General features: G+C 41.4%; 22 protein-coding genes. 14 read left to right on the forward strand and 8 right to left on the reverse strand.

Annotation, left to right across the window (positions count from 1 at the left end; translation table 11 throughout):
- Complete coding sequence (locus KUL10_RS02835) at nt 1-2,331, reverse strand: AAA family ATPase (RefSeq protein WP_110427601.1); 2,331 nt, start codon at nt 2,329-2,331, stop codon at nt 1-3.
- 365 nt (nt 2,332-2,696) lie between these two features.
- Here KUL10_RS02835 and leuS point away from each other — a divergent pair, with 365 nt between their 5' ends.
- The 13 genes from leuS to lipA all read left to right on the forward strand — a co-directional run bounded on the left by leuS (nt 2,697) and on the right by lipA (nt 15,723).
- Nucleotides 2,697-5,318 (forward strand): leucine--tRNA ligase, encoded by a 2,622-nt coding sequence (gene leuS, locus KUL10_RS02840; protein ID WP_110427368.1) that lies wholly within the window; start codon nt 2,697-2,699, stop codon nt 5,316-5,318.
- Nucleotides 5,318-5,911, forward strand: a complete 594-nt coding sequence (gene lptE / locus KUL10_RS02845) for an LPS assembly lipoprotein LptE (RefSeq protein ID WP_110427369.1) — start codon at nt 5,318-5,320, stop codon at nt 5,909-5,911. Before leuS ends, lptE begins: the two co-directional genes overlap by 1 nt.
- 2 nt (nt 5,912-5,913) lie before the next feature.
- Nucleotides 5,914-6,948 carry a DNA polymerase III subunit delta gene (gene holA / locus KUL10_RS02850; RefSeq protein WP_110427370.1) on the forward strand — a complete coding sequence of 345 codons (1,035 nt, stop codon included), beginning with the start codon at nt 5,914-5,916 and terminating at the stop codon, nt 6,946-6,948.
- On the forward strand, nt 6,945-7,709 hold the full coding sequence (nadD, locus tag KUL10_RS02855) for a nicotinate (nicotinamide) nucleotide adenylyltransferase (protein WP_110427371.1): 765 nt from the start codon (nt 6,945-6,947) through the stop codon (nt 7,707-7,709). The genes holA and nadD overlap by 4 nt, the downstream gene beginning before the upstream one ends.
- Nucleotides 7,710-7,728: 19 nt before the next feature.
- The gene (gene rsfS, locus KUL10_RS02860) at nt 7,729-8,046 is read left to right on the forward strand and encodes a ribosome silencing factor (RefSeq protein ID WP_110427602.1); all 318 of its coding nucleotides are present in this window, start codon (nt 7,729-7,731) and stop codon (nt 8,044-8,046) included.
- 4 nt (nt 8,047-8,050) lie between these two features.
- The gene (gene rlmH, locus KUL10_RS02865; protein ID WP_110427372.1) at nt 8,051-8,521 is read left to right on the forward strand and encodes a 23S rRNA (pseudouridine(1915)-N(3))-methyltransferase RlmH; all 471 of its coding nucleotides are present in this window, start codon (nt 8,051-8,053) and stop codon (nt 8,519-8,521) included.
- Between the two features lie 2 nt (nt 8,522-8,523).
- On the forward strand, nt 8,524-10,449 hold the full coding sequence (gene mrdA / locus KUL10_RS02870; RefSeq protein WP_110427373.1) for a penicillin-binding protein 2: 1,926 nt from the start codon (nt 8,524-8,526) through the stop codon (nt 10,447-10,449).
- Nucleotides 10,450-11,568: a rod shape-determining protein RodA gene (gene rodA / locus KUL10_RS02875; protein ID WP_110427374.1), complete on the forward strand. Its 1,119-nt coding sequence runs from the start codon at nt 10,450-10,452 to the stop codon at nt 11,566-11,568.
- A gap of 43 nt (nt 11,569-11,611) precedes the next feature.
- Nucleotides 11,612-12,538 carry a septal ring lytic transglycosylase RlpA family protein gene (locus KUL10_RS18765; RefSeq protein WP_110427375.1) on the forward strand — a complete coding sequence of 309 codons (927 nt, stop codon included), beginning with the start codon at nt 11,612-11,614 and terminating at the stop codon, nt 12,536-12,538.
- Nucleotides 12,539-12,635: 97 nt separating this feature from the next.
- A complete protein-coding gene (locus KUL10_RS02885) occupies nt 12,636-13,802 on the forward strand; it encodes a D-alanyl-D-alanine carboxypeptidase family protein (RefSeq protein ID WP_110427376.1) in 1,167 nt (388 codons plus the stop codon).
- Between the two features lie 7 nt (nt 13,803-13,809).
- Nucleotides 13,810-14,073, forward strand: a complete 264-nt coding sequence (gene ybeD / locus KUL10_RS02890; protein ID WP_110427377.1) for a DUF493 family protein YbeD — start codon at nt 13,810-13,812, stop codon at nt 14,071-14,073.
- A 26-nt stretch (nt 14,074-14,099) separates the two neighbouring features.
- Complete coding sequence (gene lipB / locus KUL10_RS02895) at nt 14,100-14,768, forward strand: lipoyl(octanoyl) transferase LipB (protein ID WP_110427603.1); 669 nt, start codon at nt 14,100-14,102, stop codon at nt 14,766-14,768.
- On the forward strand, nt 14,761-15,723 hold the full coding sequence (lipA, locus tag KUL10_RS02900) for a lipoyl synthase (RefSeq protein WP_110427378.1): 963 nt from the start codon (nt 14,761-14,763) through the stop codon (nt 15,721-15,723). Before lipB ends, lipA begins: the two co-directional genes overlap by 8 nt.
- A 56-nt stretch (nt 15,724-15,779) precedes the next feature.
- Here lipA and KUL10_RS02905 read toward each other — a convergent pair whose 3' ends face one another.
- Nucleotides 15,780-17,741, reverse strand: a complete 1,962-nt coding sequence (locus KUL10_RS02905; protein ID WP_110427379.1) for a winged helix-turn-helix domain-containing protein — start codon at nt 17,739-17,741, stop codon at nt 15,780-15,782.
- A gap of 148 nt (nt 17,742-17,889) precedes the next feature.
- Here KUL10_RS02905 and KUL10_RS02910 point away from each other — a divergent pair, with 148 nt between their 5' ends.
- Nucleotides 17,890-19,026, forward strand: coding sequence for a serine hydrolase (locus tag KUL10_RS02910; RefSeq protein ID WP_110427380.1), 1,137 nt, complete (start codon nt 17,890-17,892; stop codon nt 19,024-19,026).
- 130 nt (nt 19,027-19,156) lie between these two features.
- Here KUL10_RS02910 and cydB read toward each other — a convergent pair whose 3' ends face one another.
- From cydB to KUL10_RS02940, 6 genes are all read right to left on the reverse strand, one after another.
- Complete coding sequence (cydB, locus tag KUL10_RS02915; protein ID WP_110427381.1) at nt 19,157-20,164, reverse strand: cytochrome d ubiquinol oxidase subunit II; 1,008 nt, start codon at nt 20,162-20,164, stop codon at nt 19,157-19,159.
- 2 nt (nt 20,165-20,166) lie between these two features.
- A complete protein-coding gene (locus KUL10_RS02920) occupies nt 20,167-21,576 on the reverse strand; it encodes a cytochrome ubiquinol oxidase subunit I (RefSeq protein ID WP_110427382.1) in 1,410 nt (469 codons plus the stop codon).
- An 84-nt stretch (nt 21,577-21,660) separates the two neighbouring features.
- Nucleotides 21,661-22,215: a GbsR/MarR family transcriptional regulator gene (locus tag KUL10_RS02925; protein WP_110427383.1), complete on the reverse strand. Its 555-nt coding sequence runs from the start codon at nt 22,213-22,215 to the stop codon at nt 21,661-21,663.
- Between the two features lie 351 nt (nt 22,216-22,566).
- The gene (gene ansA / locus KUL10_RS02930; RefSeq protein WP_110427384.1) at nt 22,567-23,595 is read right to left on the reverse strand and encodes an asparaginase; all 1,029 of its coding nucleotides are present in this window, start codon (nt 23,593-23,595) and stop codon (nt 22,567-22,569) included.
- 4 nt (nt 23,596-23,599) lie between these two features.
- Complete coding sequence (locus KUL10_RS02935) at nt 23,600-26,446, reverse strand: DUF349 domain-containing protein (protein ID WP_110427385.1); 2,847 nt, start codon at nt 26,444-26,446, stop codon at nt 23,600-23,602.
- A complete protein-coding gene (locus tag KUL10_RS02940; protein WP_110427386.1) occupies nt 26,436-26,729 on the reverse strand; it encodes a YeaC family protein in 294 nt (97 codons plus the stop codon). Before KUL10_RS02940 ends, KUL10_RS02935 begins: the two co-directional genes overlap by 11 nt.

A 26,729-nucleotide genomic window follows, 5' to 3' on the forward strand; every position in this document is an offset into this window, starting at 1 on the left:
TCACTCTTCGTCCGAACCGTTTACAATATTCGCGATATTGTATAAACGGTTGACAGCGTGGTAATGCACGGAGCGTTTAGGGTAGCGTCCTCTACTACTAAGCTCTCCCGCTTCTTGTTTCATTAAAATTTCAATAGCCTCATCTACATTAGACACTGCAAAGATATTAAAATCGCCTTTGGCTACTGCGTCAATTATAGTTTTATCAAGAACAAGATTCAGTTTATTAGAACGCGGAATAATTACGCCCTGATTACCGTTGAGTCCTCTTAAGTAACAAAGACTGAAAAAGCCTTCTATTTTTTCGTTAACACCGCCTACAGCTTGAACCTCACCATATTGATTTATCGACCCAGTGATCGCTATCCCTTGATCGACAGGAATATCTGTTAATGCAGATATCAAGGCAATGAGCTCTCCTAATGAAGCGCTATCGCCGTCAATGTATCCGTACGACTGCTCAAGTGCAATATTCGCGCTCACCGTCAAAGGAAAACTCTGTGCGTATTTATTTCCTAAATAGCCTGTTAGTAGCATGACACCTTTTGAATGAATAGACTGACCTAACTCAACCTCACGCTCGATATCTACCACGCCCGATGCTCCGGCGTAGACTGTTGAGGTAATCCTAGCTGGCGTTCCAAATGCGGTATCACCCACCTCTAAAACGGTCAGTCCGTTAACTTTACCAACTGCAAATTCATCTGTATCAATTAACACATGCCCTTCGCTGATTTCTTGAACCAAAGATTCGCTAGCGCGCCCTGTTCTATTGCGTTTCGCCTCAAGAGCCGCTTCAATGTGTTGAGTATCAAGCAGGTTAGAAAATGATTGCGAGGCAAAATAGTGAGCCTCATTGATCAGCTCAATTACATCAGCGACTCTCGCTGATAGTTTACTTTGGTGCTCTGCCAATCTAAAACTATATTCTACTAGTCGTTTCAACGCGGATTGTGTGATCGATTCCAGACCAATTTGAATGCTGTGCTTTTTTGCCGCTGCAACAAATGAATTAACGTTGGCCTGATTGAAGTCAATTTCAGTGTCAAAGTCCACAAGAACTCTTACCAACTCTTTGAACTCTTCATCATAGTCTTGCAATGCATAATAAAGTTCTCTCGAACCCATCAACACGACCTTAACCTTTAGAGGTATAGATTGTGGCGTTTGTGTAATTGAATTTGACATCCCCACTTCTTGTTGGGGTAACTCCATTTTTAGCTGCTTAGATTTTAAAGCAAGTTTCAAAGACTCCCAAACGTAGGGTTGCTCCAATAATTTGTCGGCATCGAGTAAAAGATAACCTCCGTTTGCCCTATGCAGAGCGCCAGAAACAATCATTCTATAATTGGTATAAACACTCCCTTGAACACTTGTGTATTCTATTTTACCAAACAAATTTTGATGATTAGGGTTCGCTTCGTAAACGATTGGCGCGCCATTTTGCGGGATATTTTTAATTAAAACATTGGGAACGTATGTTTCGGTCAAGACACTTTTTTTATCGTATTCGTCAGCCTTTTCATCTTTGCTTGGTTCGTCACCCATCAACTCGATAACAGTATCAATTAAATGAGTATTCATTTGTTTCAAGTACTGTAAAACGGCAATATCGTCTCTATATTTGTGCTCTAATTGCTTAACCAGAGGTTTGATAGCTTGCTCAGCTGAACTCTTCTTCAAATTGCGTATTTTTTCTGCTGTTTCTCGTTGCCACATAGGCACTTCAATTAAGGCTTCATTCAAACGTGTTTCTAAGTTGTCTATTAATTGATAATACGACTGTCTTTTTGCCTCATCAAAACTGGCGAACTCTTTATCGCTAATGGGTTCACCATCGATAATCGGTGAGAAACTGATACTCCCATTCTCTTCTATGAGCGAAATATCACGTTCAAGCGCATAGCTTTCAACTTCATCAATCGCCAAATCATACCTTTGTTCATTTGCCCGCACTAAGGCGGCTTTCTTACGCTGAAAGCTAGGGTTTTCGAAAACAGCAGGAAAAGTATCAAGAATTTCGTCTAGCAAGTTTTCGACGTCTTTCACAAAAGAAGTGCTATGTCCACTTGCTAACTTAAGTGCAACTGGTTGTCGTTCATCGTCAAAGTTATTTAAGTAGCAATAATCGTCTGGTGATACCTTGGTTTTAGCTATTTTATTGATATAGTCCTGAACAAGTGTAAAACGACCGGTTGCTTGTTCGCCCATTACATACAAATTATAACCTTTAGCCTCAATTCCCAGGCCAAAATTCAGCGCTTTTTTTGCGCGTTCTTGACCAATCAATGCGCCATCATTTGAAACAAATTCATCTGCTTCAACTAGCATTTCAGATGAAATATTAGCGGTTAGGTCAATCGTGCTTAATTGGCAACGTTGTTTGGTCTTGCATTGTTTTGGCTTAGGTATGATTTTATGAGGCATGTATCAACAGCTTATTGTTTTTTTCAAATCTTACGTCAAACAAGCGTACTATGGCTAGGTGTTTATCCTCAAGAATTAGCGGCAACTGTTCGCTTTTCAGGCAAATCATGTATATCCAGTATCTAGCACTCGATACTCTGCGTATCTTTTACTGTTTAATTGCGCTTGACTATTGTTCAATATAGGCCAAGCGATGTATTCTATAAGGCTATTAGATTAAAATTACTGTTTGTTAAAAGAAACAGGCCAGAAAAGAGAATAAAAGCTAAATGGCGCACACTGACGTTAATGAAATTCAATACGATCCAAAAATAGTTGAACAAAACGCTCAATCACTTTGGGAAGAATCACAAGTATTTACAGCAACGCAAGATGACAGCAAAGAAAAATTCTACTGTCTGTGCATGTTCCCCTATCCTTCTGGCCGACTTCATATGGGTCACGTTCGCAACTATACAATTGGTGATGTTGTGAGTCGCTTTCAGCGTATGCAAGGAAAAAATGTACTTCAACCCATGGGTTGGGATGCATTTGGTTTACCTGCAGAAAACGCCGCGATTGACAATAAAACGGCACCCGCGAAATGGACTTATCAAAATATTGAGTACATGAAGACACAGCTCAATTCTCTTGGTTTTGGTTATGATTGGAGTCGCGAGCTAGCAACATGCAAACAAGATTACTATCGTTGGGAGCAGTGGTTCTTTACCCGTTTGTTTGATAAAGGGTTGGTATATAAGAAAAACGCTACGGTCAATTGGGATCCAATCGATCAAACAGTGCTTGCAAATGAGCAGGTAATCGATGGACGCGGATGGCGTTCTGGTGCACTTGTCGAACAAAAAGAAATTCCTCAGTGGTTTATTAAAATAACCGATTATGCCGACCAACTTTTAGATGACTTAGATAAACTAGACGATTGGCCGTCGCAAGTGAAAACAGCTCAGAAAAATTGGATCGGGCGCTCTGAGGGTGTTGACATAACGTTTAACTTGCATACCTCTATCGCCGGCCTTGATTCGCTCGAAGTGTATACCACTAGACCAGATACACTATACGGTTCGACCTACTTGGCAGTTGCTGCACAGCATCCAATAGCGCTGGCTGCCGCTCAAAACAATCAAAGTGTTGCTGTTTTTATTGAAGAAAATAAGAATACCAAAACTGCTGAAGCTGAATTAGCAACGATGGAAAAGAAAGGGGTAGATACAGGCTTTTTTGCCATCCACCCACTTACTGGCGAAAAGATGCCAATATGGATAGCAAACTTCGTACTAATGGGTTACGGCTCCGGTGCCGTCATGTCAGTTCCAGCGCATGATCAAAGGGACTGGGAGTTTGCAACTAAATACGACTTACCTATCATCCAAGTCGTTTCACCAAAACGCGAAGACGAAAGCGAATTCGATTTAAGCAAGGCTGCCTATTGTGAAAAGCACAACTTAATCAACTCAGGCGAGTTTAGTGGCCTTTCGTTTGAAGATGGATTTGAAGCCATCGCCAACAAGCTTGAATCATTAGGGCAAGGCACTAAGAGTGTTAATTATCGATTGCGTGATTGGGGTGTTTCAAGACAAAGGTATTGGGGCGCGCCAATCCCAGTTGTAAATGATGAAGCTGGCAACTCTCATGCAGTTAATGCAAGCGATTTGCCTGTAGTTTTGCCTGAAGATGTAGTCATGGACGGAGTCACCTCTCCAATCAAAGCAGATCCAGAATGGGCTAAAACAACTCACAATGGTAAACCCGTACTAAGAGAAACTGACACTTTCGATACTTTCATGGAGTCATCCTGGTACTACGCTCGCTATGCATCTTCACCTGACAATGCAATGTTAGACCCCAAAGAAGCAAACTATTGGTTACCTGTTGATCAATATATTGGAGGAATAGAACATGCGATTTTGCATTTACTATATTCGCGCTTTTTCCATAAATTGTTGCGTGATGAAGATTTAGTCGCAAGTGATGAGCCTTTCAAACGTTTACTATGCCAAGGAATGGTGCTAGCAGATGCTTATTTTACAAAGGCAGAAAACGGCAAAGAAATTTGGCATAACCCAGCAGATGTTGAAGTAGAAAAAGATGAGAAAGGGCGTGTTGTTGGTGCTCACCTCAAATCTAATGGTGAAAAAGTGACTCATGCGGGCATGATAAAAATGTCCAAATCAAAAAATAATGGCATTGACCCACAAACAGTTATTGATTTGTATGGTGCTGATACGATTAGATTGTTTACCATGTTTGCCGCGCCACCTGAACAAACGCTCGAGTGGACAGAATCAGGGGTGGAGGGAGCGAACCGCTTCTTGCGTCGATTCTGGCGTTTGGCTCAAGAATTCATCAAGTCCAGTCAAGGAAAGCTTGTAAATGTTGAGGTTTCATTACTTAACAAGCAACAAAAGGCGCTGCGCCGAGATATTCATCAGGCCATAGAAAAAGTCACAGATGACCTTTCTCGTAGACAGACTTTTAATACAGCTGTAGCAAGAGTGATGGAACTTTTAAATAGCTTGCAAAAAGCAGAAGTTAACGACGATATCGATTTAGCAGTGCTACGCGAAGGCATTGTTGCGATGATAAAAATGCTGAACCCAATAACGCCGCATATTTGCGAAAGCTTGTGGCAGGCCCTAGGTGAAAAAGAGTCTTTACAAACTGCTGCGTGGCCTAAAGTAGATAAGGCAGCTTTAATTGAAGATGAAAAGCTTATTATTGTTCAGGTTAATGGCAAGGTTAGAGCTAAGCTAACAGTTGCGGCTGATATTGGTAAAAACGAAATTGAACAACTAGCGCAAGAGCATGATAATGTGCAGCAGTTCATATCAGAGAAAACGATTCGCAAAGTAATCTACGTTCCAGGTAAACTGGTAAATATAGTGGCGAATTAATGAGCCAATTTTTGCGTAACACACACAATATGTACCAAACAAATAAGCAAAAGATATTGATTTGTTTGGTACTGGCCTGTTCAATCACTATCCTTCAATCTTGCGGTTTCAAACTTCGTGGGTCGCAAGCGCTGCCAAGTAATGTGAAGGATGTTTATATCACCGCTGACTACATTTACGCCCCATTGCAAAGGGCGCTCGATACGAGACTTCCAGTATATCAATTACAGAGCAACATAGTTGAAAGTAAAGACTTGAATCAAGCGGATATGAAGAACGCTGTGTTAATTTCCCTTCAACCTGAGCAACTTGAACGTAGGTTGCTATCAATCTTCTCAACTGGACAAGTTGCGGAATATGAACTGATGTATTCAGTTGACTATGTTGTTAGCTTTGATGGTAAAGCTCCCATTTATTCGAATGTTACTGTAGCTCGCGAATATCAGGACGATCCAGATGAAGTGTTGGCAAAGTCTAGAGAGCTTGAATTAGTACTGCAAGAAATGAGGTTGGACGCAGCTGATAGGATCATAAGGTTACTATCTAGCCAGTATAGCCAGTCTCGCTCACTAAACAGCACTGATGGTAATTAGTGATGCAGGTCTATCCAAATAAGTTTGACGCCCATGTTGCAAATAAAGGGCTCCCTCCGTTTGTTTTGCTATTTGGTGATGAGCCTCAACAGAAGCTTCAAGTGCTCGATAGGATTAGAAAGTATGCAATCGAAAATGGTTTTGAAGAACGGCAAACACTCACGGCTGATAGCGAGTTTTCTTGGTCACAATTAGTGGATGCGACACAAACCATGTCGTTATTTTCAGACAAGCAATACATCGAGTTGACGCTACCTACCGGAAAACCTGGAACAGAGGGCGGCAAAACGCTTACAAATATAGCAAATGATCCCTCTTCAGATACATTAATTGTTATTCAAGGCCCTCGAATTGGAAAAGATGTACAAAACACAAAATGGTTCAAGCAAGTTTTAAACAACGCAATTTTTGTTCATACCTACACTCTTGAAAATAACGCATTGACTCAATGGCTTAAAACTCAGTGTCAAGCAAATGGTATACAGCTTAGTCCAAATGGGCTCAATATGCTTTCAGACTATAGTGAAGGCAATTTGATCGCTGCGAAGCAAGAAATTGAAAAGCTAACACTTCTGGTAAATGATGGTTCTAACACGCTTTCAATGATTGATGATGAAACCCTTGCAAATGCGATAATAGACCATTCACGTTTTACGGTATTCCAGTTTATCGATGAAGTACTTGCTGGAAATATGCAGCGAGCAATTAAAATTCTGCAGCGCTTGGAATCTGAAGGAATAGAGCCCAACATCGTGCTCTGGGCCCTAGCCAAAGAGGCGCAGACGCTTCAAGCTTGTATTGAGATGAAGCAGTTAAGCGGTCAAATCAACTTTAACCAACTAAAAATTTGGGCAAATAAACAAAGTCTATATAAAAGCGCATTGTCGAGATTAAGCCCATATCATTTGAAACGACTAACTGAAGACCTACAGATCGCTGATTTAAAACTGAAAAGCGAGAGTGTGGCTAAACCTTTTGTTCTGCTGAGTCACATTACACTGCTATTTGATACGAACAACTTGCCCGAATTAGTATGAAGGCATTGCGTTTTATATTTGGCGGTACTTTTGACCCTATTCATTATGGGCATATAAATCCACTTCAGGATTTGGCTCAAATCTTTGAGATTGAACGAATATTTTTAATGCCCAACAAAATTCCGGCGCACAAGAATATTGCAACGGCTTCGCAGCAGCAACGTGTTGATATGCTCAGTTTAGTTTGCCGCGAAAACAGTATATTTAATATTGAGTATTTCGAACTAAACTCGTCTGATATTAGTTACACTGCCAATACGCTCGCGCGAATAAATGAACAGCATAAAGGCCAAAAACTTATTTTTATAATGGGAGCCGATTCTTGGCTGGGTATCGAGTCTTGGTATAAGTATAAGGAACTCGTTCACAACTATCACTTTATCGTTATTCAACGTCCCCTAGACAATGAGCAAGGCAAGGTAACGCGTGATAAATCATTAGTAGCAGTCGCAAATAAACTAGCGCTTAAATACTTTTGGGTTTCAACCGAAGTAAAAGATCAGGTATCCTTAGCACAAGAAGCTTGGCAGCATGAACGATGCTCTGTTACGTTTTGTAAACTGGCTCTTTTTGATATTTCATCTACCGAAATCCGCTCATTTTTCAAACATGGCCGCGATTTTGCAGATAATTTAGCCACAAACATGAGCATTGATGAAACACCTTTAGGTCAAGCAAGAAAAAAATTGCCACAAGCCGTTTTTGAGTATGTTCTAGCACATCAAATATACTCATCAAACGACGACGCAATAGATGCGTAAAAACACATTAGGAAATAAATTGAACCAAGAAGAATTTTTAGATTTCGTGAGTGATAAGATTGACGACATGAAAGCCAGAGACATTGTTAAAATAGATGTTTCTGAAAAATCAACCGTGACAGATACCATGATTGTATGCTCTGGCAACTCAAAGCGACATGTGGCCTCGATAGCCGAAAATGTAGTGATTGAAACTAAACGCATCGGGCACGCTCCTTTAAACGTCGAAGGAAAAGAGACAGGTGAATGGGTTTTAGTTGATTTAGGTGAAATAGTCGTGCATGTTATGCAAGACGAAACACGTGATTTTTATCAACTAGAAAAACTCTGGCAGTAAACTCATGCGCATCCAAGTGGTTGCTGTTGGGAACAAAATGCCCAAATGGGTTGTCGAAGGAACGAAAGAATATGTAAAACGTTTTCCTGCTGATTGTCAGATGTACTTCACTGAAGTAACTGCAGGGAAACGCGGCAAGAACGCTGATGTTAGGCGTATATTAGAAGAAGAAGGTAACAGGTGTCTGCAGGCAGTGCCCAAAGGCAATCGTATAGTTACACTAGAGGTATTGGGAAATAGTTGGGATACTCCAACATTGGCGAAGCAATTAGATAAATGGAAAATGGATGGCCGAGACGTTAGTTTGATCATCGGCGGCCCAGAAGGCATTGCACCGAACTGTTTACAGCAGTCAGAGCAACGTTGGTCCTTGTCTGCGCTAACGCTCCCCCACCCAATGGTGCGTGTAATTGTAGCAGAGAGTCTTTATCGAGCATGGTCGGTGACACAAAACCATCCGTATCATAGAGAGTAGACATGCCAGCACAGCGACAAGTAATACGCGACCACTCCGCCGAATCAAACCTATTTGCGCGGCGGGCGTTGGTATCGTTGGGTATTGTTTTTAGCTTGATGATGGTCATCATCGCTAATTTGTATGTACTGCAAGTCGAAAAATACGAAGATTATCAAACACGTTCAAATGGCAATCGAATTAAGGTCCTCCCTGTCGCCCCTAATCGCGGGTTAATTTATGATAGAAATGGGGTGATATTGGCGGAAAACAGGCCTGTTTTCAGTTTAGAGATTACCCCCGAAGAAGTCGACGACCTCGACTCTACCGTCGCAAAACTCGTTAACTTGTTGAATATTACTGAGGCCGAAAAGAAAGCTTTTTATCGCGATATGAAACGACAACGTCGTTTTAAACCACTAGCATTGAGGAAACAGTTATCGCAAGAAGATGTCGCTTTATTCTCCGCACAACAGCACAGATTTGAAGGTGTATCGGTCGAAGCAAGATTGAGCCGATTTTATCCATTCAGAGATACGCTAACTCACATGCTAGGCTATGTTGCTCGCATCAATAAACGTGATTTAGAAAAACTCACAAATGAAGGACGAGCTCCAAACTACGCGGCAACACACGATATTGGGAAACAAGGTGTCGAGCGGTATCACGAAGAAACGCTTCATGGGCAAGTTGGATATCAGCAAGTCGAGGTCAATAATCAAGGGCGCATTATTCGTGTGTTAAGCTTTGAGCCTCCCATTCCTGGAAAAGATATTGTGCTCAATATCGACATCGAATTACAACGTTCAGCCCAACTCGCGCTGAATGGGCGCACAGGTTCTGTCGTGATAACTGACCCTAGAGACGGCGGCGTTCTCGCCCTATACAGCAGTCCAAGCTATGATCCGAACCTGTTTGTCCACGGCATCAGCACTAAAGAATACAACAAGCTTCTACAGTCGAGTGCTAGCCCACTGCTCAACAGAGCAACACAAGGTAAATATCCTCCAGCGTCAACGATCAAACCACATCTTGCGCTACTTGGTCTTGAGGAAGGTGTAATTGACAGAGATACCGAAATAAGAGATTACGGTACCTACCGCCTAAAGAATGTTGAACACGTTTGGCGCGATTGGAAAAAAGGTGGGCATGGCAAAGTTGATGTTACGCGTTCGGTTGAAGTTTCGTGTGATACTTTTTATTACGACCTCGCCTATAGGTTAGGCATTGATCGGATTAGTGATAGCATGAACCTCTTTGGATTTGGTGAACATACAGGTATAGATTTGCACGAAGAATCGCGTGCAAATATGCCTACTCGAGGATGGAAACGCGCTAGATTTAACGAACCTTGGTATATTGGCGATACGATTTCAGTGGGCATTGGCCAAAGTTATTGGAACACAACTCCCCTACAATTAGCTCAATCACTTAATTTCTTAGTGAATCGAGGCCAAAGACATGTGCCAAGGCTGATAAAAGGATACATGCAAGATGGTATGGTCGACGCATTTCCGATAGAAATGAAAAACCCTATTCCAGTAGTTGATGAAGCGAATTGGGATTTAGTGCTCGACTCTTTATACGGAACGGTAAACCGAAATCACGGCACTGCCCATACAGCATACAGAGGTGCCGAATATATATCAGCTGGTAAAACCGGCACTGCTCAGCTTTTTTCCGTTGCACAGGATGAAGAATACGACGAAGAAAACGTTGCCGACCATTTAAAAGATAATGCAATGTATATTGGTTATGCTCCCTACGAAAACCCTGAATTAACAATCGCAGTGACAGTAGAAAATGCGGGTGGTGGAGGTTCAAATGCTGCACCTGTTGCCCGCAAGGTAATGGATTACTACTTTTCTCGTCCAAAACCAAATGAACTAGTATCTATTCAATCAGTAACTGACTATGTTGAGCAGACAAGCGCTGGAGCATTGAAGTAAGTGGAGACTCAATTCGCAACTACAAAAACTACATTTCTCGAAAAACTCCACATAGACGGCTTTTTACTTTTTGCCTTGGCATGCTTGATGGGGATTGGGTTAGTAACCATCTATTCATCTGGTGGCCAAGAAATGGACTTAGTGCAGCGTCAATTAACACGTCTAGGCGTAGCCTTAGTTGTTATGTTTATTATCGCTCAAGTGCCGCCGATGGCCTATCGACGAAGTGCTATTTATTTTTATTCTGTGGGCCTAGCCATGCTGGTAGCCGTGCTACTCTTTGGTGATATAGGTAAAGGCGCACAACGCTGGCTAGACTTGGGCATTATCAGATTTCAACCTTCTGAAATAATGAAATTAGCTGTACCAATGATGGTGGCTTGGTACATCAGCAAATTTAGCTTACCGCCAAGAGTTAAGCATATTATTTTTGGTTTTATCTTGGTTTTGATACCGACATTGTTTATTGCTAAACAGCCCGACTTAGGTACTTCTCTACTTGTTGCAAGTAGCGGTATTTTCGCTTTATTTTTATCTGGTATGTCTTGGCGTTTAATTTCATTTATTGTCGTTTTGGCAGGTGCATTTGCTCCCATCATGTGGTTTTTCTTAATGCAGGCCTACCAAAAACAACGCGTAATCACTTTCTTAAACCCCGAATCAGATCCGCTCGGCTCGGGCTATCACATTATTCAATCCAAAATTGCGATAGGCTCTGGTGGTGTGAGCGGCAAAGGTTGGCTTCAAGGCACACAATCTCAATTAGAGTTTTTACCTGAGCGCCACACCGATTTTATTTTCGCCGTTTTCAGTGAGGAATTTGGTTTATTTGGCGTAATTGGCTTATTGTTTATTTATATGTGTATCATTGCTAGAGGCATGCTAATCGCAAGTCGTGCACAAGATGCATTTAGTAAGTTATTAGCAGGCAGTATTACGATGACCTTTTTTGTTTATGTGTTCGTAAACATGGGCATGGTATCTGGCTTGTTGCCTGTTGTGGGTGTGCCATTGCCACTGGTGAGCTACGGGGGCACCTCGATGGTGACCTTACTAGCAGGCTTTGGTGTGTTGATGTCTATAAGCACACAAAAACGCTTACTGTCGCGGCAAACATAAGACAGTAAATAATAAGTAGAACAAAGCATAGACAGGGAAGCAGATGAGATACTTTGTATTTTTATTGATTGCACTTAGCACGTTAACAGCTTGCCAATCGGCTGGACGCTATCATCAAAAAGTCGATTCAAAGCCAAAATTTGACTACGGTGACATCGATTTAACTGACGCCGTTCCCCGCTATGAGCCTTATCGGACAATTAACAGCCGCCCTTACACTGTTTTTGGTCGCAACTACACCCCCATGCTTGATGGCAAAGGATTTGTGCAAGAGGGTGACGCCAGTTGGTATGGACAGAAGTTTCATGGACACACTACTTCAAATGGCGAAACATACGATATGTTTAGTATGACGGCCGCACACAAAACGCTTCCACTGCCCTCTTATGTCCGAGTCACTAATTTAAACAATAACAAAACAGCTGTTGTGCGAGTAAACGACCGTGGGCCGTTTCATCCTGGCAGAGTGATAGACCTGTCATATGCAGCTGCGAAGAAGCTAGATGTTATTTCTACTGGCGTAGCACCAATAAAGCTAGAAGTGATACATATTGATGAAGCGGGTTATAAAACAGTCGGGACGGGCCCCACTCTTGCACCTGATATTCCAACTCGTATCGCAGCACTTCCTAAAGACAACGTTAATAGCACAATTACCCATGCAAGTGCGCAAAACTCATCTGAAACCAGCACGCTTGAAGTTACCATAGAACAAAATAGACCTCCGTTGATAAGCGAGGAGCAACGATTTATTCAAATAGCAGCTGTTTCTCAACCAGAAAGAGCAAAGGAGCTCAGTGAAACACTCGCCCAAATGTATCAAGTCAATACCGATGCGCCTTTAATTAAGGACTTGTATAGAGTGCGATTAGGCCCCATTAAAACTGAACAAAAAGCAGAAAAGTTAATCGAAGAACTGAAAGAAAACGGTTTTGATAACGCTTTTCAAGTCTTAGTGCAGGCAGAATAGTTTAAAATACTTCCGAGTTTCCTAGTCTTAAAGGGGCTAGGTAGTATAAAATACTGCCCGCAGAAAAAAATTCTAAAATTAAAAAATGGTTGTAAACATGCGCTTAGTATTTACCTTGTTAGTTTGCTTAATTGCTCCACTCGCAGTATTCGTTCCTGCTTCACACGCGGCGATTGTCATTCCCCCACCACCTAGCGTGGCAGCAGGCGGCTTTTTATTGATGGACCACAATACTGGGCATGTAATTGCTGAGCAAAATATTGACATGCGCCTTCATCCAGCAAGCCTTACTAAAATCATGACCGTGTATGTAGTGGGTAAAGAAATCCAAGCGGGCAATATCAGCATGGATGATATGGTCACTATTTCTGAAAACGCATGGGCTAAAAACTTTCCTGACTCATCAAAGATGTTTATCGAAGTCGGTACAAAAGTATCCGTCAGTGATTTGATGCATGGCATCATGGTTCAGTCGGGTAACGATGCATGCGTTGCGATTGCTGAGCATATAGCGGGTAGCGAAGAAGCATTTGCGAGCATGATGAACGCGCACGCACAAAGCCTAGGCATGGACAATACTAACTTTGTGAATAGCCATGGTTTACACGATCCTGACCACTACACCTCACCTCGTGATATGGCTACGCTATCTTCGGCATTAATCCGCGAAGTACCGGATATGTACGCCCTTTACAGCGTAAAAGAATTTACTTACAACGGCATCAAACAATTCAATCGCAATAGCCTTTTATGGGATAAAAGCATGAATGTTGATGGCATCAAAACGGGACACACATCAGACGCGGGTTACAGTTTGATCACCTCAGCAACACAAGGTGATATGCGTTTAGTCTCCGTTGTCATGGGCACTGAAAGTGAGCGCTCAAGAAAAGTAGAAAACAAAAAACTGCTTCGCTACGGCTTTCGTTTTTATGAATCCGTCACTCCCTACTCTGCTGGCGATTCTTTCGTTGCGCAACGCATTTTTATGGGAGATCGAGACACAGTTGAACTTGGTTTAAACCAAGATACACCGATTACTGTGCCTCGTGGCGCCACAGAAAAACTAAAAGCTCACTTCAAACTCACCGAAAAGCTTGAAGCGCCTATCGAAAAAGGTCAAGTGGTTGGCAGTTTGTATTTACAATTAGACGACGAAAACATTGCTGAGTATCCACTAGTCACGCTTCATGAGGTTCAGGAAGGCGGTTTAATGGATAAGTTGTCTGACTATATTTCACTAAAACTTGGGCTAGAAGAGTAAGTTTGCAATGAAAACACATTTTGACGAGTTACTAGAGTTTCCTTGTTTTCAAACATTTAAAGTGATGGGACTTGCCGTTCCAGAATTACCTGATGTGGTTGTCTCGCGTTTGCAAGAAATCGCACCGGGAGATTATTCACCGACGATTAAGCCAAGTAGTAAAGGCAATTATCATGCGCTTTCTCTAAAAGTAAAATGCACTAGCAAAGAGCACATGGAGACGATTTATACCGAGTTGTCTGCGCTAGAATTGGTTAAGGTTGTCCTTTAGTGAGTGATGCAAGCACTCACAATGGCATGGTTGGAGATAATACATTCAAAATAAATAAAGTCATTGTCAGAGACTTGGGTGTGCAAGAATACACGCCGACATGGCAGTTGATGCAAGACTTCACCGATAACCGAAACGAAAGTGTTATTGATGAAATCTGGTTGCTAGAGCATCCTCCGATATTTACGCAAGGACAAGCAGGTAAAGCTGAGCATATTTTGGCTGCAGGCGACATACCCGTTGTACAAGTCGATCGCGGTGGGCAAGTCACCTATCACGGCCCCGGTCAATTGATGATGTACATATTAATCGACGTGCGCAGAAGTAAACTCGGTGTCAGATATTTGGTTGATGCACTAGAACAGTGTATTGTAGCGACCTTGGCAGATGACAACATCCTCGCCTATCCCAAAAAAGATGCACCAGGCGTTTATGTTGATGAAAAAAAAGTATGCTCGGTTGGTTTACGCATACGAAAAGGGTGTTCGTTTCATGGATTAGCGTTTAACGTAAATATGGACTTATCACCTTTTCAAAGAATCAACCCTTGCGGCTACGCAGGTATGCAAATGGTCGATAGTCAAGGGCTTGGCGGCATTGCAGATATAAAACAAGCAGGTCAACGCGTTGCTCAACACTTTGCAAACGCGCTGGGTATAAAACAACTAATTAAGAAAGAAGGTTTTGATGAGTAATTCACGTCCACAAGCAGGTGTAAAACTTCGTGATGACGAAAAGGTAAAGCATATTCCAGTCACCATAATTCCGACTGAAAAAGAAGAGATGCTGCGCAAACCAGAATGGATAAAAATCAAGTTGCCTAGAACCACTGATCGCATTGAGCACATCAAAAAGACATTGCGTAAAAATAAACTTCACTCAGTGTGTGAAGAAGCAAGTTGCCCCAACCTAGCTGAGTGTTTTAACCACGGCACAGCCACCTTTATGATTTTAGGTGATATCTGTACACGTCGTTGCCCATTTTGTGATGTTGCACACGGAAAGCCACTTCCACCAAGTGCCGAAGAGCCAGAAAAACTTGCAAGTACTATCGCAGAGATGGGTTTAAGTTACGTGGTAATTACCTCAGTAGACCGTGACGACCTTCGAGATGGTGGCGCGCAACACTTTGTGGATTGTATCAATGCCATACGCAAACACAGCCCAAGCACAAAGATAGAAGTGCTAGTGCCCGATTTCAGAGGCAGAATGGACAAAGCCCTAGAAATATTCAACCAAGGCTTACCTGATGTCTTCAACCACAACCTAGAAACTATCCCACGCTTGTATCGTGAGTGCCGTCCAGGTGCGAATTATCAGTGGTCACTGGATCTATTGCGCAAGTTTAAAGAACAACACCCAGAAATCCCGACTAAGTCTGGTTTAATGATGGGCATGGGCGAAAGCGCTGAAGAAATGCAGCAAGTATTAGACGATATGCGCAAGCACAACATTGAAATGCTCACGCTAGGTCAATATCTGCAACCAAGCAAACACCACTACCCTGTAAAACGATATGTTCTACCTGCTGAGTTTGATCAATTAGGTGAATATGCTAAAGAGATTGGTTTTACGCACGCAGCTTGCGGTCCGATGGTAAGAAGTAGTTATCATGCGGATAAACAAGCGGCGGGTGTTGAGGTTAAGTAGTTTGATTTGATGCGTTCTTACATGCAAAGGCCTTCAAATTTTTTGAAGGCCTTTTCTTATTGAGTCGCAATTTCATATTCTGCAATAATTGCTCGGTTTTCGGCGACAGTCACAAACATAAGCTGTTCATTAGAAAAAACGTCTATTAATGATACCGCTTCACTAGGCAAGAAAGTTTGAACAGTTTCAAAAGAGGTTTTATCAAAACTAACTATGGTGTCTTTAGATTGAAATAACAATTTGTTATTCAGAGAATAAAACCGACCATCCAAGCCAGAGTAAGCGGACATATCATACTCATCTGCCCCCCAATGTAATTTATTGTCTTTCAAAAACACCAAATTATCCTCTTGATCGAGGGTTGCTTGAAAATTTACGCCCGAATTAGCTAGCGATGTAAATGTTTTTGTGATCAAATCATAGCGCTCAAAACGCACGCCGTTCTCTCGTTTTGTTGCGACAAGTAAGTTATCGTCATCACTATAAACATCTAGAACATAGCCAAAATAATTCGGTAACTCGTGCTTGATAACTTGATTATCAGGTATAGAGTACTCGTAAAGTGCACTCCCTAAAGAATAGAACAATTTATCTTCATAGTTAGACCAGACGGGGGTGCGGTAAATATTTTCATGTGATGGGTTTTCTTCAATCAAGATTTGTTGTCCATTTTGTAAAACAAAAATCTGAGAATGTCCGTTTCGTGTTGAAACAAAAGCGACACTTTTTCCGCAAGGTGAATATGTTGCAAGATGATCTTGGCCAATTGAATCAATAAGTCGGTTAATGGTTTGCTGTCCAAGTTTAGCTTCGACTAGATCAGTCTTATAGTGAGTGTATGACATCGCGATCTTATTTTCAGTTGGATGCCCGCGTGGATTAAATATTCTCTGAAATCCGATGTGAGGAAGTTCGTCTATTTCACCATCTAAACTCAAACTGTAGAGTCGGTTTTCATGCGCTAAAATTATGCTTTGATCTTTTGCAGACCATGTAATTTCAGTAAAGCCTAAAGGCATTTTATGCAATGACTTGGACAATAGTCTTTCCTCAACTGCAAACACACGAATATCTAATTTCCCAAACTGCGTTTCACCCGCGACAGCAATTTTGTCTCTATTATGGGACAGACTGATTCTATAGGGCGTAAATTCATAAGAACTCGCAATTAACACGACTTCTTCACTGGTATTTTTGTCTAGACGCATTAACTTTGTATTTGCGGACTCATTTACCGACTCTTCAACTGATAGATAATAAAGGAAATGCTTATCATCTATTACTTTCCAGATCCGATGAGGCTTATTTACGCTTAGTACTTTTTGTAAAGTACCATTGAGGTTGAGCTTTCCAACCCATTCAGTGTTATTTTCACGCACAACGAAGTAAAGATTTTCATTGTCGGCTCCCCAAACAAGAGACTGATAGTCATCATAACTCGATAAAAGCACATGCTCGATTCCTTCGCTGAGATCTTTAACAATCACCTGATTAGCTGATTCGTTTTTACGAATAAATGCTAACTCGTTCCCGTTCGCAGAATAGACAGGGCTATGATCAAAAGAACTAGATGTAGTCAAAGGAGACAAATGTTTAGACTGAAATTCTGATTTATGGTCAAAAACACGCAGAATAAAAAGAGAAATACCCACTAGTAGTAAACACAGCCAGCCAACATACTTTGAAGAGATCCAGGTTACCGTAAGACTTTTAGGTGTTACGTCTAGACTGTAGCCTCGTTTTGTATGGGTGATGATAAAAAAAGGCTTTTTTGCATCGTCGTTCAATGCTTTTCTGAGTTGTGCTATACAACGTTGAACAGCGCCAGCACTAAAAGTTGTATTCGGCCAAAGTGCCTTAAAAAGACTTTCTTGTGAAATAACCTGTTTGGGATAACGAGCTAAGTAAGTTAAAACATCCATAGTTCTTGGCTCAATAGTAACCCAAGCACCATTAACCTTTAATGAATTCCGCTTCACATCAACTTCGATGTTATTTAGCTTAAATTTATTTTTCACATCTACTTACTTAAGTTATTGATTAATATAAACATCAGGTAATCATCAGACAAAAATCAATATTTCACCATGGCGCGTAATGACCATTAATCATCTAATTCCATTTACATAATAAGCGTATCAAATTTAGATAATAAAAGGGAATGTTATGAGCAGGTTACTATTATTGATAACCGGTTTGGTTTTCTGTCAATCGGCAGCAAGTACGAATGCAAATATTGATTCATTGGTTCGATTCCATGTCCCCAAATTAATGGAGAAACATAATGTTCCTGGGGTTTCCTTAGCCATTTTGCAAAAAGGTAGAAAAACAGAGTTTTATTATTTTGGGTTTGCCAACTTAGCGTCCAAGCAGTTACTTGATGAAGATAGCGGTTTTAACGTAGGCTCTGTTTCTAAATCCCTTACGGCATGGGGCGTAATGAAACTAGTGGAACAAGGCAAAGTAGCGCTGGATTCACCTGTCGAGAAATATATCAGCCGCTGGAAAATCCCCAAATCTAATTACAACTCTTCAGGTGTGACAGTTCGCAGGCTACTCAGTCATACCTCGGGCCTTTCACAACATGCTGTCCCGCAGTTTGAGGTTCACGAAGAACTGCCGTCTATTGAAGAGTCACTAAAAAACTCTAGTAACTATCATGGTGATAAAGTAAGGCTAGAAAGCCCCCCAGGAGCTCAATGGCGATATTCAGGCGGTGGTTATACCGTATTACAACTATTAATTGAAGAGGTCTCAGGTATTGAGTTTTCAGACTACATGGAAAACGAAATATTACAGCCATTGGGGATGCTTAACAGTAGCTTTGAACCAGATGGTCCTTTACTTTCAACATTAGCGACGTCTTATGACCAAGCAGGGATTGAAACGGCTAGATTAGTGTTTACCGCGACAGGTTCTGCAGGTTTACAAACAACCCTGAACGATTTAACTCGCTTTGCAGCAGCGACGCTCAATAGATTGGATAATCCATCAAATAAAACCGTTTTGAAAGAAGAGACTATAACTCAAATGGTATCCATTGACTCAAATGCATCGATAGGAAGCGATCATCTCTCACACAGGAACTATGGTTTTGGTTATTTTGTTACCGATACTGAACCTGTCTTTTATGGACATGGTGGTGATAATCGGGGTTGGCACTCAAGGTTTTTACTTTATCCAAACACAAATAATGGATTAGTCATAATGACAAATAGTTCTAATGGCTTTTTGTTGGCCCAACAGCTTACTTGTTTGTTACAAGTGGAGTTAACGAATACAACTGCAGAGGTCTGTTCCTGATACGGTATTATAATCGTTTCTCAACTTCCCAAGGTGGGTTGGGCCGTTTTTTTCCGACCTATAAAGCTTAATTCAACGAAAATGCGGTGTTGCCAGTTGGACAAGAAAAGCGCACACAATTAGGGGTAGCTCAATAATAACTCAACTTCTTAGCCTTACCTCTAAAAATATAATAAGCCACGAATGTATAAGCACCAATAATAGGCAACACAAAAACACTGCCTACAAAGATAATCATCAGTGACTCTTTTGAGCTGGCGGCCTGATAAAGCGTAAGTTGCCCAGGTACGAGATAGGGGTAAAAACTGAACGCCAAGCCAAAAAAGCAGCATACAAATACAATACAAGTCATGGTAAAAGGAAGCCAAGAACCGTAGTCATTTTTCATCGGCAAGCGCTTTAGCACCAGATAACCTAAGGCGAACATTGCGAAACACAACAACGGAATAGCTGCATAAAAGTAAGCCCAAGGTGCTTGTGTCCAAACTTGCAGTACATTGGTATTCACTAATGGGTTAACCATACAAACCGCCAGTATGCCTGCAAATGTGAGTGCTCCCGCTGTCTTTGTGTTTCGCACTGCATCTTTTTGAATTTCGCCCTGTGTTTTCATGACTAGCCATGCACTTCCTATCAATGCGTAGGCTGCACACACACATAGTCCGCTGAACGTGGCAAATATGAGGCTTGTCGCCGTGTATTCTAGCCCCATTACGTATAAGCCGAGCATAAACCCTTGCATAAAGGCCGTGATAATTGAGCCTGATTTAAATGCGTAGTCCCACATACGTTTTTTACTTTGCTTTACCTTAGCGCGAAAATCAAACGCCACACCGCGCAAAATTAAACCCATCAGCATAAACGTGGCAGGTAAATAAAAGGCTTTTAAAATTGCGCTATGCGCAGATGGAAAAGCAACAAGCAATAGTCCAACGGCTAACACAAGCCAAGTTTCATTTGCATCCCAAAAAGGTCCAATCGAAGCTATTGAAATATCTCTTGCTTCACTGTTGTTCATGGGTAATAGAATACCCACCCCAAGATCGTAGCCGTCTAAGATGGCGTACATAAGGACCGAAATAGCTGTCAAAACAGCAAATATCAGTGCCAAGTTATGTTGAGTAAAAAAAGTATCCATGGCTAAGCTCCTTGTTCGGTTTGTCTGTTGCCTAATACATTGCCTGATACTGATGAATCCAGCATGCCGACAGTATTTGGCACTAAGCTCGCTTTTGGGTGCTCATACTCTTCAATTTCTACAGCTTTGCGTGCTAACAAAAACAGTGTCCTGACATAGGCAATCAACAACACAATATAAAGTGACATATACATTACAAATGTGAGCATTACATTTTCTGATGCTATCGTTGTGACTGCATCAGCCGTTTTTAGTATTCCTGAGACAAGGTAGGGTTGTCGGCCAATTTCGGTGACATACCATCCTGCGAGCGTCGCTATCCATCCAACAAAGGTCATTGATATTAAGACGCCAAGTTGCAGTTTTGAAAGCGTTTGCTTGCGCTTTAAACTGATAGCACACCACCAAGCCACGGCGATCATCAACAGGCCTATACCCACCATTATTCTAAAACTAAAGAACACGGGGGCTACTGGCGGATAAGCGCCCTCAAAATCATTTAAGCCTTGCAATTCGCCATTGAGATCGTGTGTAAGAATTAAACTCGCTAGCTTCGGTATCCCAATTTCAAATTTATTTTCTCGGTTTTCTTCATCAGGAATCGCAAAAAGTAACATATCAGCCCCTTTTTGAGTTTCCCAAATCCCCTCCATTGCCGCGACCTTTTGTGGTTGGTGTTCAAGCGTATTTAGGCCATGTAAATCACCTACAAATGCTTGAAGCGGTGCGAGTAAGGCTGCGCTAAATAGTGCTGTTTTTAAGGTCAGTCTTGGCGCTTTTTTGTTATCGCCTCTATAAATACGATAAGCAGAAATCCCTGCCACTAAGAAGCAGACAGTTAGCGCTGATGCCATCAACATATGAGTAAACCGATATGGAAATGAAGGATTGAATATAATGGCAAACCAGTCAGTCGCATGAACAACACCATCGCGAAGTTCAAAACCGACAGGCGTTTGCATCCATGAATTGAGCACCAGAATCCAGAAGGCAGACATCGTTGTACCAAAGGCAACCAAGAAAGTCGCGGTCGTGTGCAACCATCCCGGTACACGTGTAAAGCCAAATAGCATAATCCCGAGCATCGTCGCTTCGAGGAAAAACGCGGTAAGCACTTCGTAGGCTAATAACGGCCCTGCAATATTACCGACTTTTTCCATAAATCCGGGCCAGTTAGTGCCAAATTGGAAAGACATCGTGATACCCGAAACGACACCAAGTGCAAACGTCAGTGCAAAGACCTTTACCCAAAAGCGATATGCGCGCATCCATACCGGGTGTTTGGAAATATCGTACCTGACTTTGAAATAGAAAAGAAACCAACCAAGGGCAATGGTGATAGTGGGAAATAAAATATGAAAACTGATATTCGCAGCAAATTGAATCCGCGATAGCAAGAGAACATCAAACATAAAGACACTCCTAAAGCTTAAAAATAAACAGCACAAATACAGCAAATTGTTAAAAAGAAAGAGGTGTTGAATACACCAACTGAATTAATCAGCTTCCTTTTTCGAAAGTAGACGATCTTTCATATCTAGGACTCGCCCTACTCCAGAACCCAGTTTCATCAGGGTATTTAGCTTTTCAGGGCTAAGTGATTGTAGGCTTTGAGTCCAATGGGTAATGTCTTCTAACAAATCGTGTATTTCTGCTATTTGTTCTTGCGCATACTGTTCTTGCTCGTTGGCGGGCTGATCTAATAAAATATCGCGTAACAATGAAAGCGTAGGGTCAATTTCACGTTTTCTGCGCTCTTCAAACACTTTATTAGCCATGTCCCAAATACTGCCTTTGCTTTGGTAATACTCTTTTCGATCACCTGGTTTGTGACTGGTGCTGATGAGTTGCCATGAATTCAACTCTTTAAGCCCCATGCTCACATTCCCGCGTGAAATACTGAGTGTTTCCGCTAGTTCATTAGCGCATATAGGTGTTTTAGTCATGACAAGCAGTGCATAAATTTGCCCTACTGTTCTGTTAAACCCCCATTTACTGCCCATTTCACCGAAGTGCATCACAAAGCTCTCAATCATTGGTGTCATTTTCATTAGCGCCAAACCTTTTAAAGTTTCAGTATTTTCTGAAAGTACAATACATTTTGATTTAGATCAAGCTTTGGTGTGGATTTAGTTGAGTTATGTTTTTTGCTAAAGGGTTAATACGAGGGGGTAATAAGTGGTGTTTGTTTGCTTGTTGGTTGAGTTAGTTAGATATGATGAGTTCCAAGGAGATCGTGTTATGAGCTCGTAATATGCATCGTGATGTCGGCAATAATAAGAGGTTGAAGCGTTCGACGCTATGACTGTGCTGCTAAGAGGTCACAATATAATGCATGATGACGAGCATTATTAGTGCTTGCAAACATGCATATTGAATCTTTTTAGATAGTAGCTATTGCACTAAATTGAAAGTTCACCCTTCAAATTTGATGTCATTAAACGCTTGCGTGCTTCAAGTGATAAGCTTGGTTTACTGAGCAATACATGAAGTTTTGCCAATGTCGCTTCTGGCGTCATGTCTCCACCAGAAATTAACCCTGTGTCAAAAAGGGCGTGTCCATTGGCATAGCCTTTCATATTTACCTTGCCGCGAAAACACTGGGTGCAATTAACCACGATAATTCCTTGCTCTTGTGCGTGTTTTAACTGAGCAAGTAAAGCTTTATTTTGTGGAGCGTTGCCAACTCCGTAACTCAACAAGATAAGCGCATTTACAGGCTGTTGAATGATGTTTTTGACTACCTCGGACGAAATACCTGGATATAAACTCACCAAACCTATGGGTTGCGAGGAGACTTTGTTTACTATCAAATCTTGAACAGGCTTATCCGCGGAGTCTTGAATCAACTCTGAGAAACTAATCTCGATATTAATGCCCGCTTCTATTAGGTGCGGGAAATTAGGCGAATCAAATGCATCAAAGCCGTCTGCATCGACTTTACGCGCTCTATTTCCTCTGTATAGCTTGTTATTAAAAAACAAGCTGACTTCACTAATCGGATAGTTGGCTGCGATATACAGCGCATTTAGTAAGTTGGTTTGTCCATCTGAGCGCAGTTCCGCCAATGGAATTTGAGAGCCTGTCACGATGACGGGCTTGGCTAGGTTTTCAAACATAAATGACAAAGCAGAAGCGGTATACGCCATGGTATCCGTGCCGTGTAAGATGATAAACCCGTCATATTGGTGATAAACCGCTTGAATATCATCTGCGATAATTTGCCAATCACTTGGCGACATATCACTTGAATCAATCAGGTCGTCATATTCATGAATGGTAAAAAGCGGCATTTCTTTTCGCTGAAATTCATGCATGTTTGCCAGTGTTTCGGTCAAATACCCTGCCGCAGGCACGAAACCCTGTGACGATGGTTTCATGCCAATAGTACCGCCCGTGTAGGCAATATAAATGTGCTTACGTGCGTTCATGCAATTATTCGATCTCGGCTTTCGGAGTTTCTTCGTCAGTGCGCTTTGTTAAGTACAATTTCTTGAGGCGTTTCAATAAGCTTGAATCGGCCTCTTCGAGTGGTCCCTTGCTAATCCAGTGAATCAATAACTCATCAAGGGTTAACAAAGTTTGCCCTTCGAGCCTTGCAGCCATTAAGTTTAATTGCAGGCTTTTACGTAATTTATCATCTGCTTTGATACTGCTTTTGTCAGCGATAATTTCTGCAATGACGGTGAGTTCTTTACGTGAATACTCGCCTTGATATGTCGTTGTAAACGCACTTTGAAACTTATTGCTCAAGCTTGAATGGGTCTCTGGAAGCTCTGAAGATGTCCAATTTGCAAGTGTGTCAAAAAGCGTTTCTAGCTCATTAATGTCTGAAGCATGTAGTAAAGACGACTTTTTCGCTTTTATTTGATCACTTAACTTGTTTATCGTAGCAAACACCTTTGAGCGCTGTTTATCAGCAAGTTGATTCACATCTTGATCCAACAAAGCGATTTGCTCTGCTAAATCATCTAAGCCTTTCACTTCATTAGCTTGATTCAAGGCTTGTCTTAGGCGCTCAATTTTCTCATTGCACACGTCTAGTTGAGCTTGGTTGGCTTGCTTGTAAGCATTGTGTTGCTCATTGAGTCGAGCAAATAAGGCATCGTTAGCCGCTCTAAATTGTTTCCAAAGTTTGTCATCCTGCTTTCTGCCAGCAAAACCAATGTTCTTCCATTCTTTTTGCAGTGCTTTGGCTTGCTCTGATGCTGTTTTTAGATCTTCACTATTGGATAACGCTTCCGCTTTTTTCACTAAGCTAATTTTTGCCGCTTCGTTTTGTGAATAAAACGCATCAAGTCGCTTTGAAATTGGCAAAAAAGCTTGCTTATACTGCTGCTGAAGGTGCTTATAATCCGCATTTTCAACCTGACCTAGTTCACGCCATTGCTTTTGTAACGCCATAAACGACTTCGCTAGCACAGTGGTATCCTCAGTAGAAGATAAATCATTGATTTTTTGCAGTAAGCCCTCTGCCTTTATTTTATTATTTGCACGCACTTTTTCTTGTTCTGCAAAATGCTCTCTACACGGTGCAAAGGCTATTTCGATTTGCTCATCAAAGGCTTCATTTAAAGCTTTGTCTTCTTCGGTACCTAATTGCCCCAGTGAAGTCCATTGTGCTCTTAGGCTTTTTACCTGCTCTACTCGCTGTTTTACATCTTCCATTTCAGCCTTAGCCAAAGCACTTGCTTCGTCTAGTAATGCTGGTTTTCTTGGTGCGGCAATGAAAGCTTGCAAATCCTGTAGTTCAGAGACTTTTTCAGAGACATCTTGATATATTTTGTCTACTTGATTTCTGGCTGCCTGATTGAGTTCATCAAATTGATTTTTGGCATAGGCAAAACTTGCAATAGCCGATTTAAACTTACCTTGATCAATTAAACGCTGAACCGTTTTGAGTTTATTAACAGCTTGCTTTTTAGCTTTTTCTTGCTCTGCTCTAAGATGCTTCAAATGACTTGAAAATGAGCTATTGGCAAGGTCCCAAGCACTTTTTACCGAGCTTGATAGACTCACTGACGCACGTTTAAGTTCTGAATGAAAATCGTTTTTGATTTGCTTTACGGCTTCTTCGGTCTTATTTAAGGCCTCAATGTCCTCGATATTTTCAATTTGCTTTAGTTGCTCGTTGAATTGTTCAATTAACAAATTTGCTTTTTGGTTAAGCTCACTGATAAGCGGCAAATTGGCGAGTTCTTTTTGGCGTTTATCCAAACTTGCTAACAACTTCTTTATCCACTGCTGATGAGCACTGGTGGTTGGCAATTGTTCGATTTCAACTAGACGAGAACTTGCGTCTTGTAATGACAATTTAAGTATCTTTGACTGTGCTATTAAGTCATTTTCACTTTGCTCAATACTTAATGCATCGATTTGTGTAATGACCTCGTTGACTTGCTCTTCGACCTTAGCAATTTCATCTGTTGTTTGAGCAAGTAATTGTTGTTTCTCCCAATCTTGCTTTAAGTCGAGCAAACGCTTTTCCAAGCTTTCGTTAACCGCTAAGAACTTACCCGCGATTTCATACGCTTCATCTCCTTTAAGCATATTAAAATCAGGTTTTAAATCTTCAAACTCTTTGACTAACGATGTTTGCTTTTCCAACAACATCGAATAATCACCAATATCTTTGGCAGCCAGAAGTTTAGATGTAATCAAAGAAGCAGCTTGTTTTATTTTGGCAGGTTTTGCTTCTAACTCTCGAATTGCCTCTAGCTTTTCTTCAATTAAATCGCTAACCGCTTTTTGAACATCAATCTTGGCCAGTTTTGATAACTCAGCAGCTGTATCTGTTTTGTTCACAATCGCGATACGTTGTTCAAGATTTGCAGCTTGTTTAAAATACAAGCGTGTTGTGTTGGGTTTATCAATTCGCGCAAGACTCTCTAAAACAAGTTCATCTCGGCTTTGAAGACGCACATTATTGAGAAGCAAAGATTCCAACATTGAAAGATTTTTGAGCTCTTTGCAAAAAGTAAAGAATTCGTGCTCATTCAGCATTTGCGAATCTGGATTGTCTAACTCGGCTAAAACACGTTGATGCGCCCTGTTTTTTACACTTTTATGCTCAGAAATCTCAGATGCTTTTAACCAAAGTGAAAACGAATTTAGCTTTTCTAAGGCGGCAACAGTGACGCCTGGATGGCTATCGTTAAACGCTAGCTCGTGAAGAATTTGTTTATCAGCTGTTTTAGGCACATCCAAGTTTTCAATTGACTGTAAGCGTATCGTAGCGTCTTTGTTTTTGTGTTTTGGCGTAAAAAATCGATCAAATATCATCTTGTTTAAATCTGGCTATTGGTTGTTCGTTATTAAGCGATTGTTTTAACGCTTGGCGCAGTTCTGATTTACTTTTTTGCACAACTTCACCATCTTTTCCAATGGTCATGTGTTCTTCTGATTGCTCAATCTTAGCTTGATACAACAGCACCGCTTGTAACGAGTTTTCTTTTTGCTCGTCAGTTAAGCGCGTGCCATCTGGCCATTTCCCAGTTTCCACTGCACTGCGTAAATTCTCGTAGATTTGAGGCGTCATTGCACTTACAAGCTGTTCAACGTCCAT

The sequence above is a fragment of the Glaciecola sp. KUL10 genome (assembly GCF_003203515.1).
In the GTDB taxonomy this organism is placed as follows: Bacteria; Pseudomonadota; Gammaproteobacteria; order Enterobacterales; family Alteromonadaceae; genus Glaciecola.

Excerpts from the sequence above, each read along its gene's own strand:
- KUL10_RS02835 (WP_110427601.1), bottom strand. The coding sequence starts at position 2,331 with ATGCTAGTTGAAGCAGATGAATTTGTTTCAAATGATGGCGCATTGATT.
- leuS (WP_110427368.1), top strand. The coding sequence starts at position 2,697 with ATGGCGCACACTGACGTTAATGAAATTCAATACGATCCAAAAATAGTT.
- lptE (WP_110427369.1), top strand. The coding sequence starts at position 5,318 with ATGAGCCAATTTTTGCGTAACACACACAATATGTACCAAACAAATAAG.
- holA (WP_110427370.1), top strand. The coding sequence starts at position 5,914 with ATGCAGGTCTATCCAAATAAGTTTGACGCCCATGTTGCAAATAAAGGG.
- nadD (WP_110427371.1), top strand. The coding sequence starts at position 6,945 with ATGAAGGCATTGCGTTTTATATTTGGCGGTACTTTTGACCCTATTCAT.
- rlmH (WP_110427372.1), top strand. The coding sequence starts at position 8,051 with ATGCGCATCCAAGTGGTTGCTGTTGGGAACAAAATGCCCAAATGGGTT.
- mrdA (WP_110427373.1), top strand. The coding sequence starts at position 8,524 with ATGCCAGCACAGCGACAAGTAATACGCGACCACTCCGCCGAATCAAAC.
- KUL10_RS18765 (WP_110427375.1), top strand. The coding sequence starts at position 11,612 with ATGAGATACTTTGTATTTTTATTGATTGCACTTAGCACGTTAACAGCT.
- KUL10_RS02885 (WP_110427376.1), top strand. The coding sequence starts at position 12,636 with ATGCGCTTAGTATTTACCTTGTTAGTTTGCTTAATTGCTCCACTCGCA.
- ybeD (WP_110427377.1), top strand. The coding sequence starts at position 13,810 with ATGAAAACACATTTTGACGAGTTACTAGAGTTTCCTTGTTTTCAAACA.
- lipB (WP_110427603.1), top strand. The coding sequence starts at position 14,100 with ATGGTTGGAGATAATACATTCAAAATAAATAAAGTCATTGTCAGAGAC.
- lipA (WP_110427378.1), top strand. The coding sequence starts at position 14,761 with ATGAGTAATTCACGTCCACAAGCAGGTGTAAAACTTCGTGATGACGAA.
- KUL10_RS02910 (WP_110427380.1), top strand. The coding sequence starts at position 17,890 with ATGAGCAGGTTACTATTATTGATAACCGGTTTGGTTTTCTGTCAATCG.
- cydB (WP_110427381.1), bottom strand. The coding sequence starts at position 20,164 with ATGGATACTTTTTTTACTCAACATAACTTGGCACTGATATTTGCTGTT.
- KUL10_RS02920 (WP_110427382.1), bottom strand. The coding sequence starts at position 21,576 with ATGTTTGATGTTCTCTTGCTATCGCGGATTCAATTTGCTGCGAATATC.
- KUL10_RS02925 (WP_110427383.1), bottom strand. The coding sequence starts at position 22,215 with ATGAAAATGACACCAATGATTGAGAGCTTTGTGATGCACTTCGGTGAA.
- ansA (WP_110427384.1), bottom strand. The coding sequence starts at position 23,595 with ATGAACGCACGTAAGCACATTTATATTGCCTACACGGGCGGTACTATT.
- KUL10_RS02935 (WP_110427385.1), bottom strand. The coding sequence starts at position 26,446 with ATGATATTTGATCGATTTTTTACGCCAAAACACAAAAACAAAGACGCT.
- KUL10_RS02940 (WP_110427386.1), bottom strand. The coding sequence starts at position 26,729 with ATGGACGTTGAACAGCTTGTAAGTGCAATGACGCCTCAAATCTACGAG.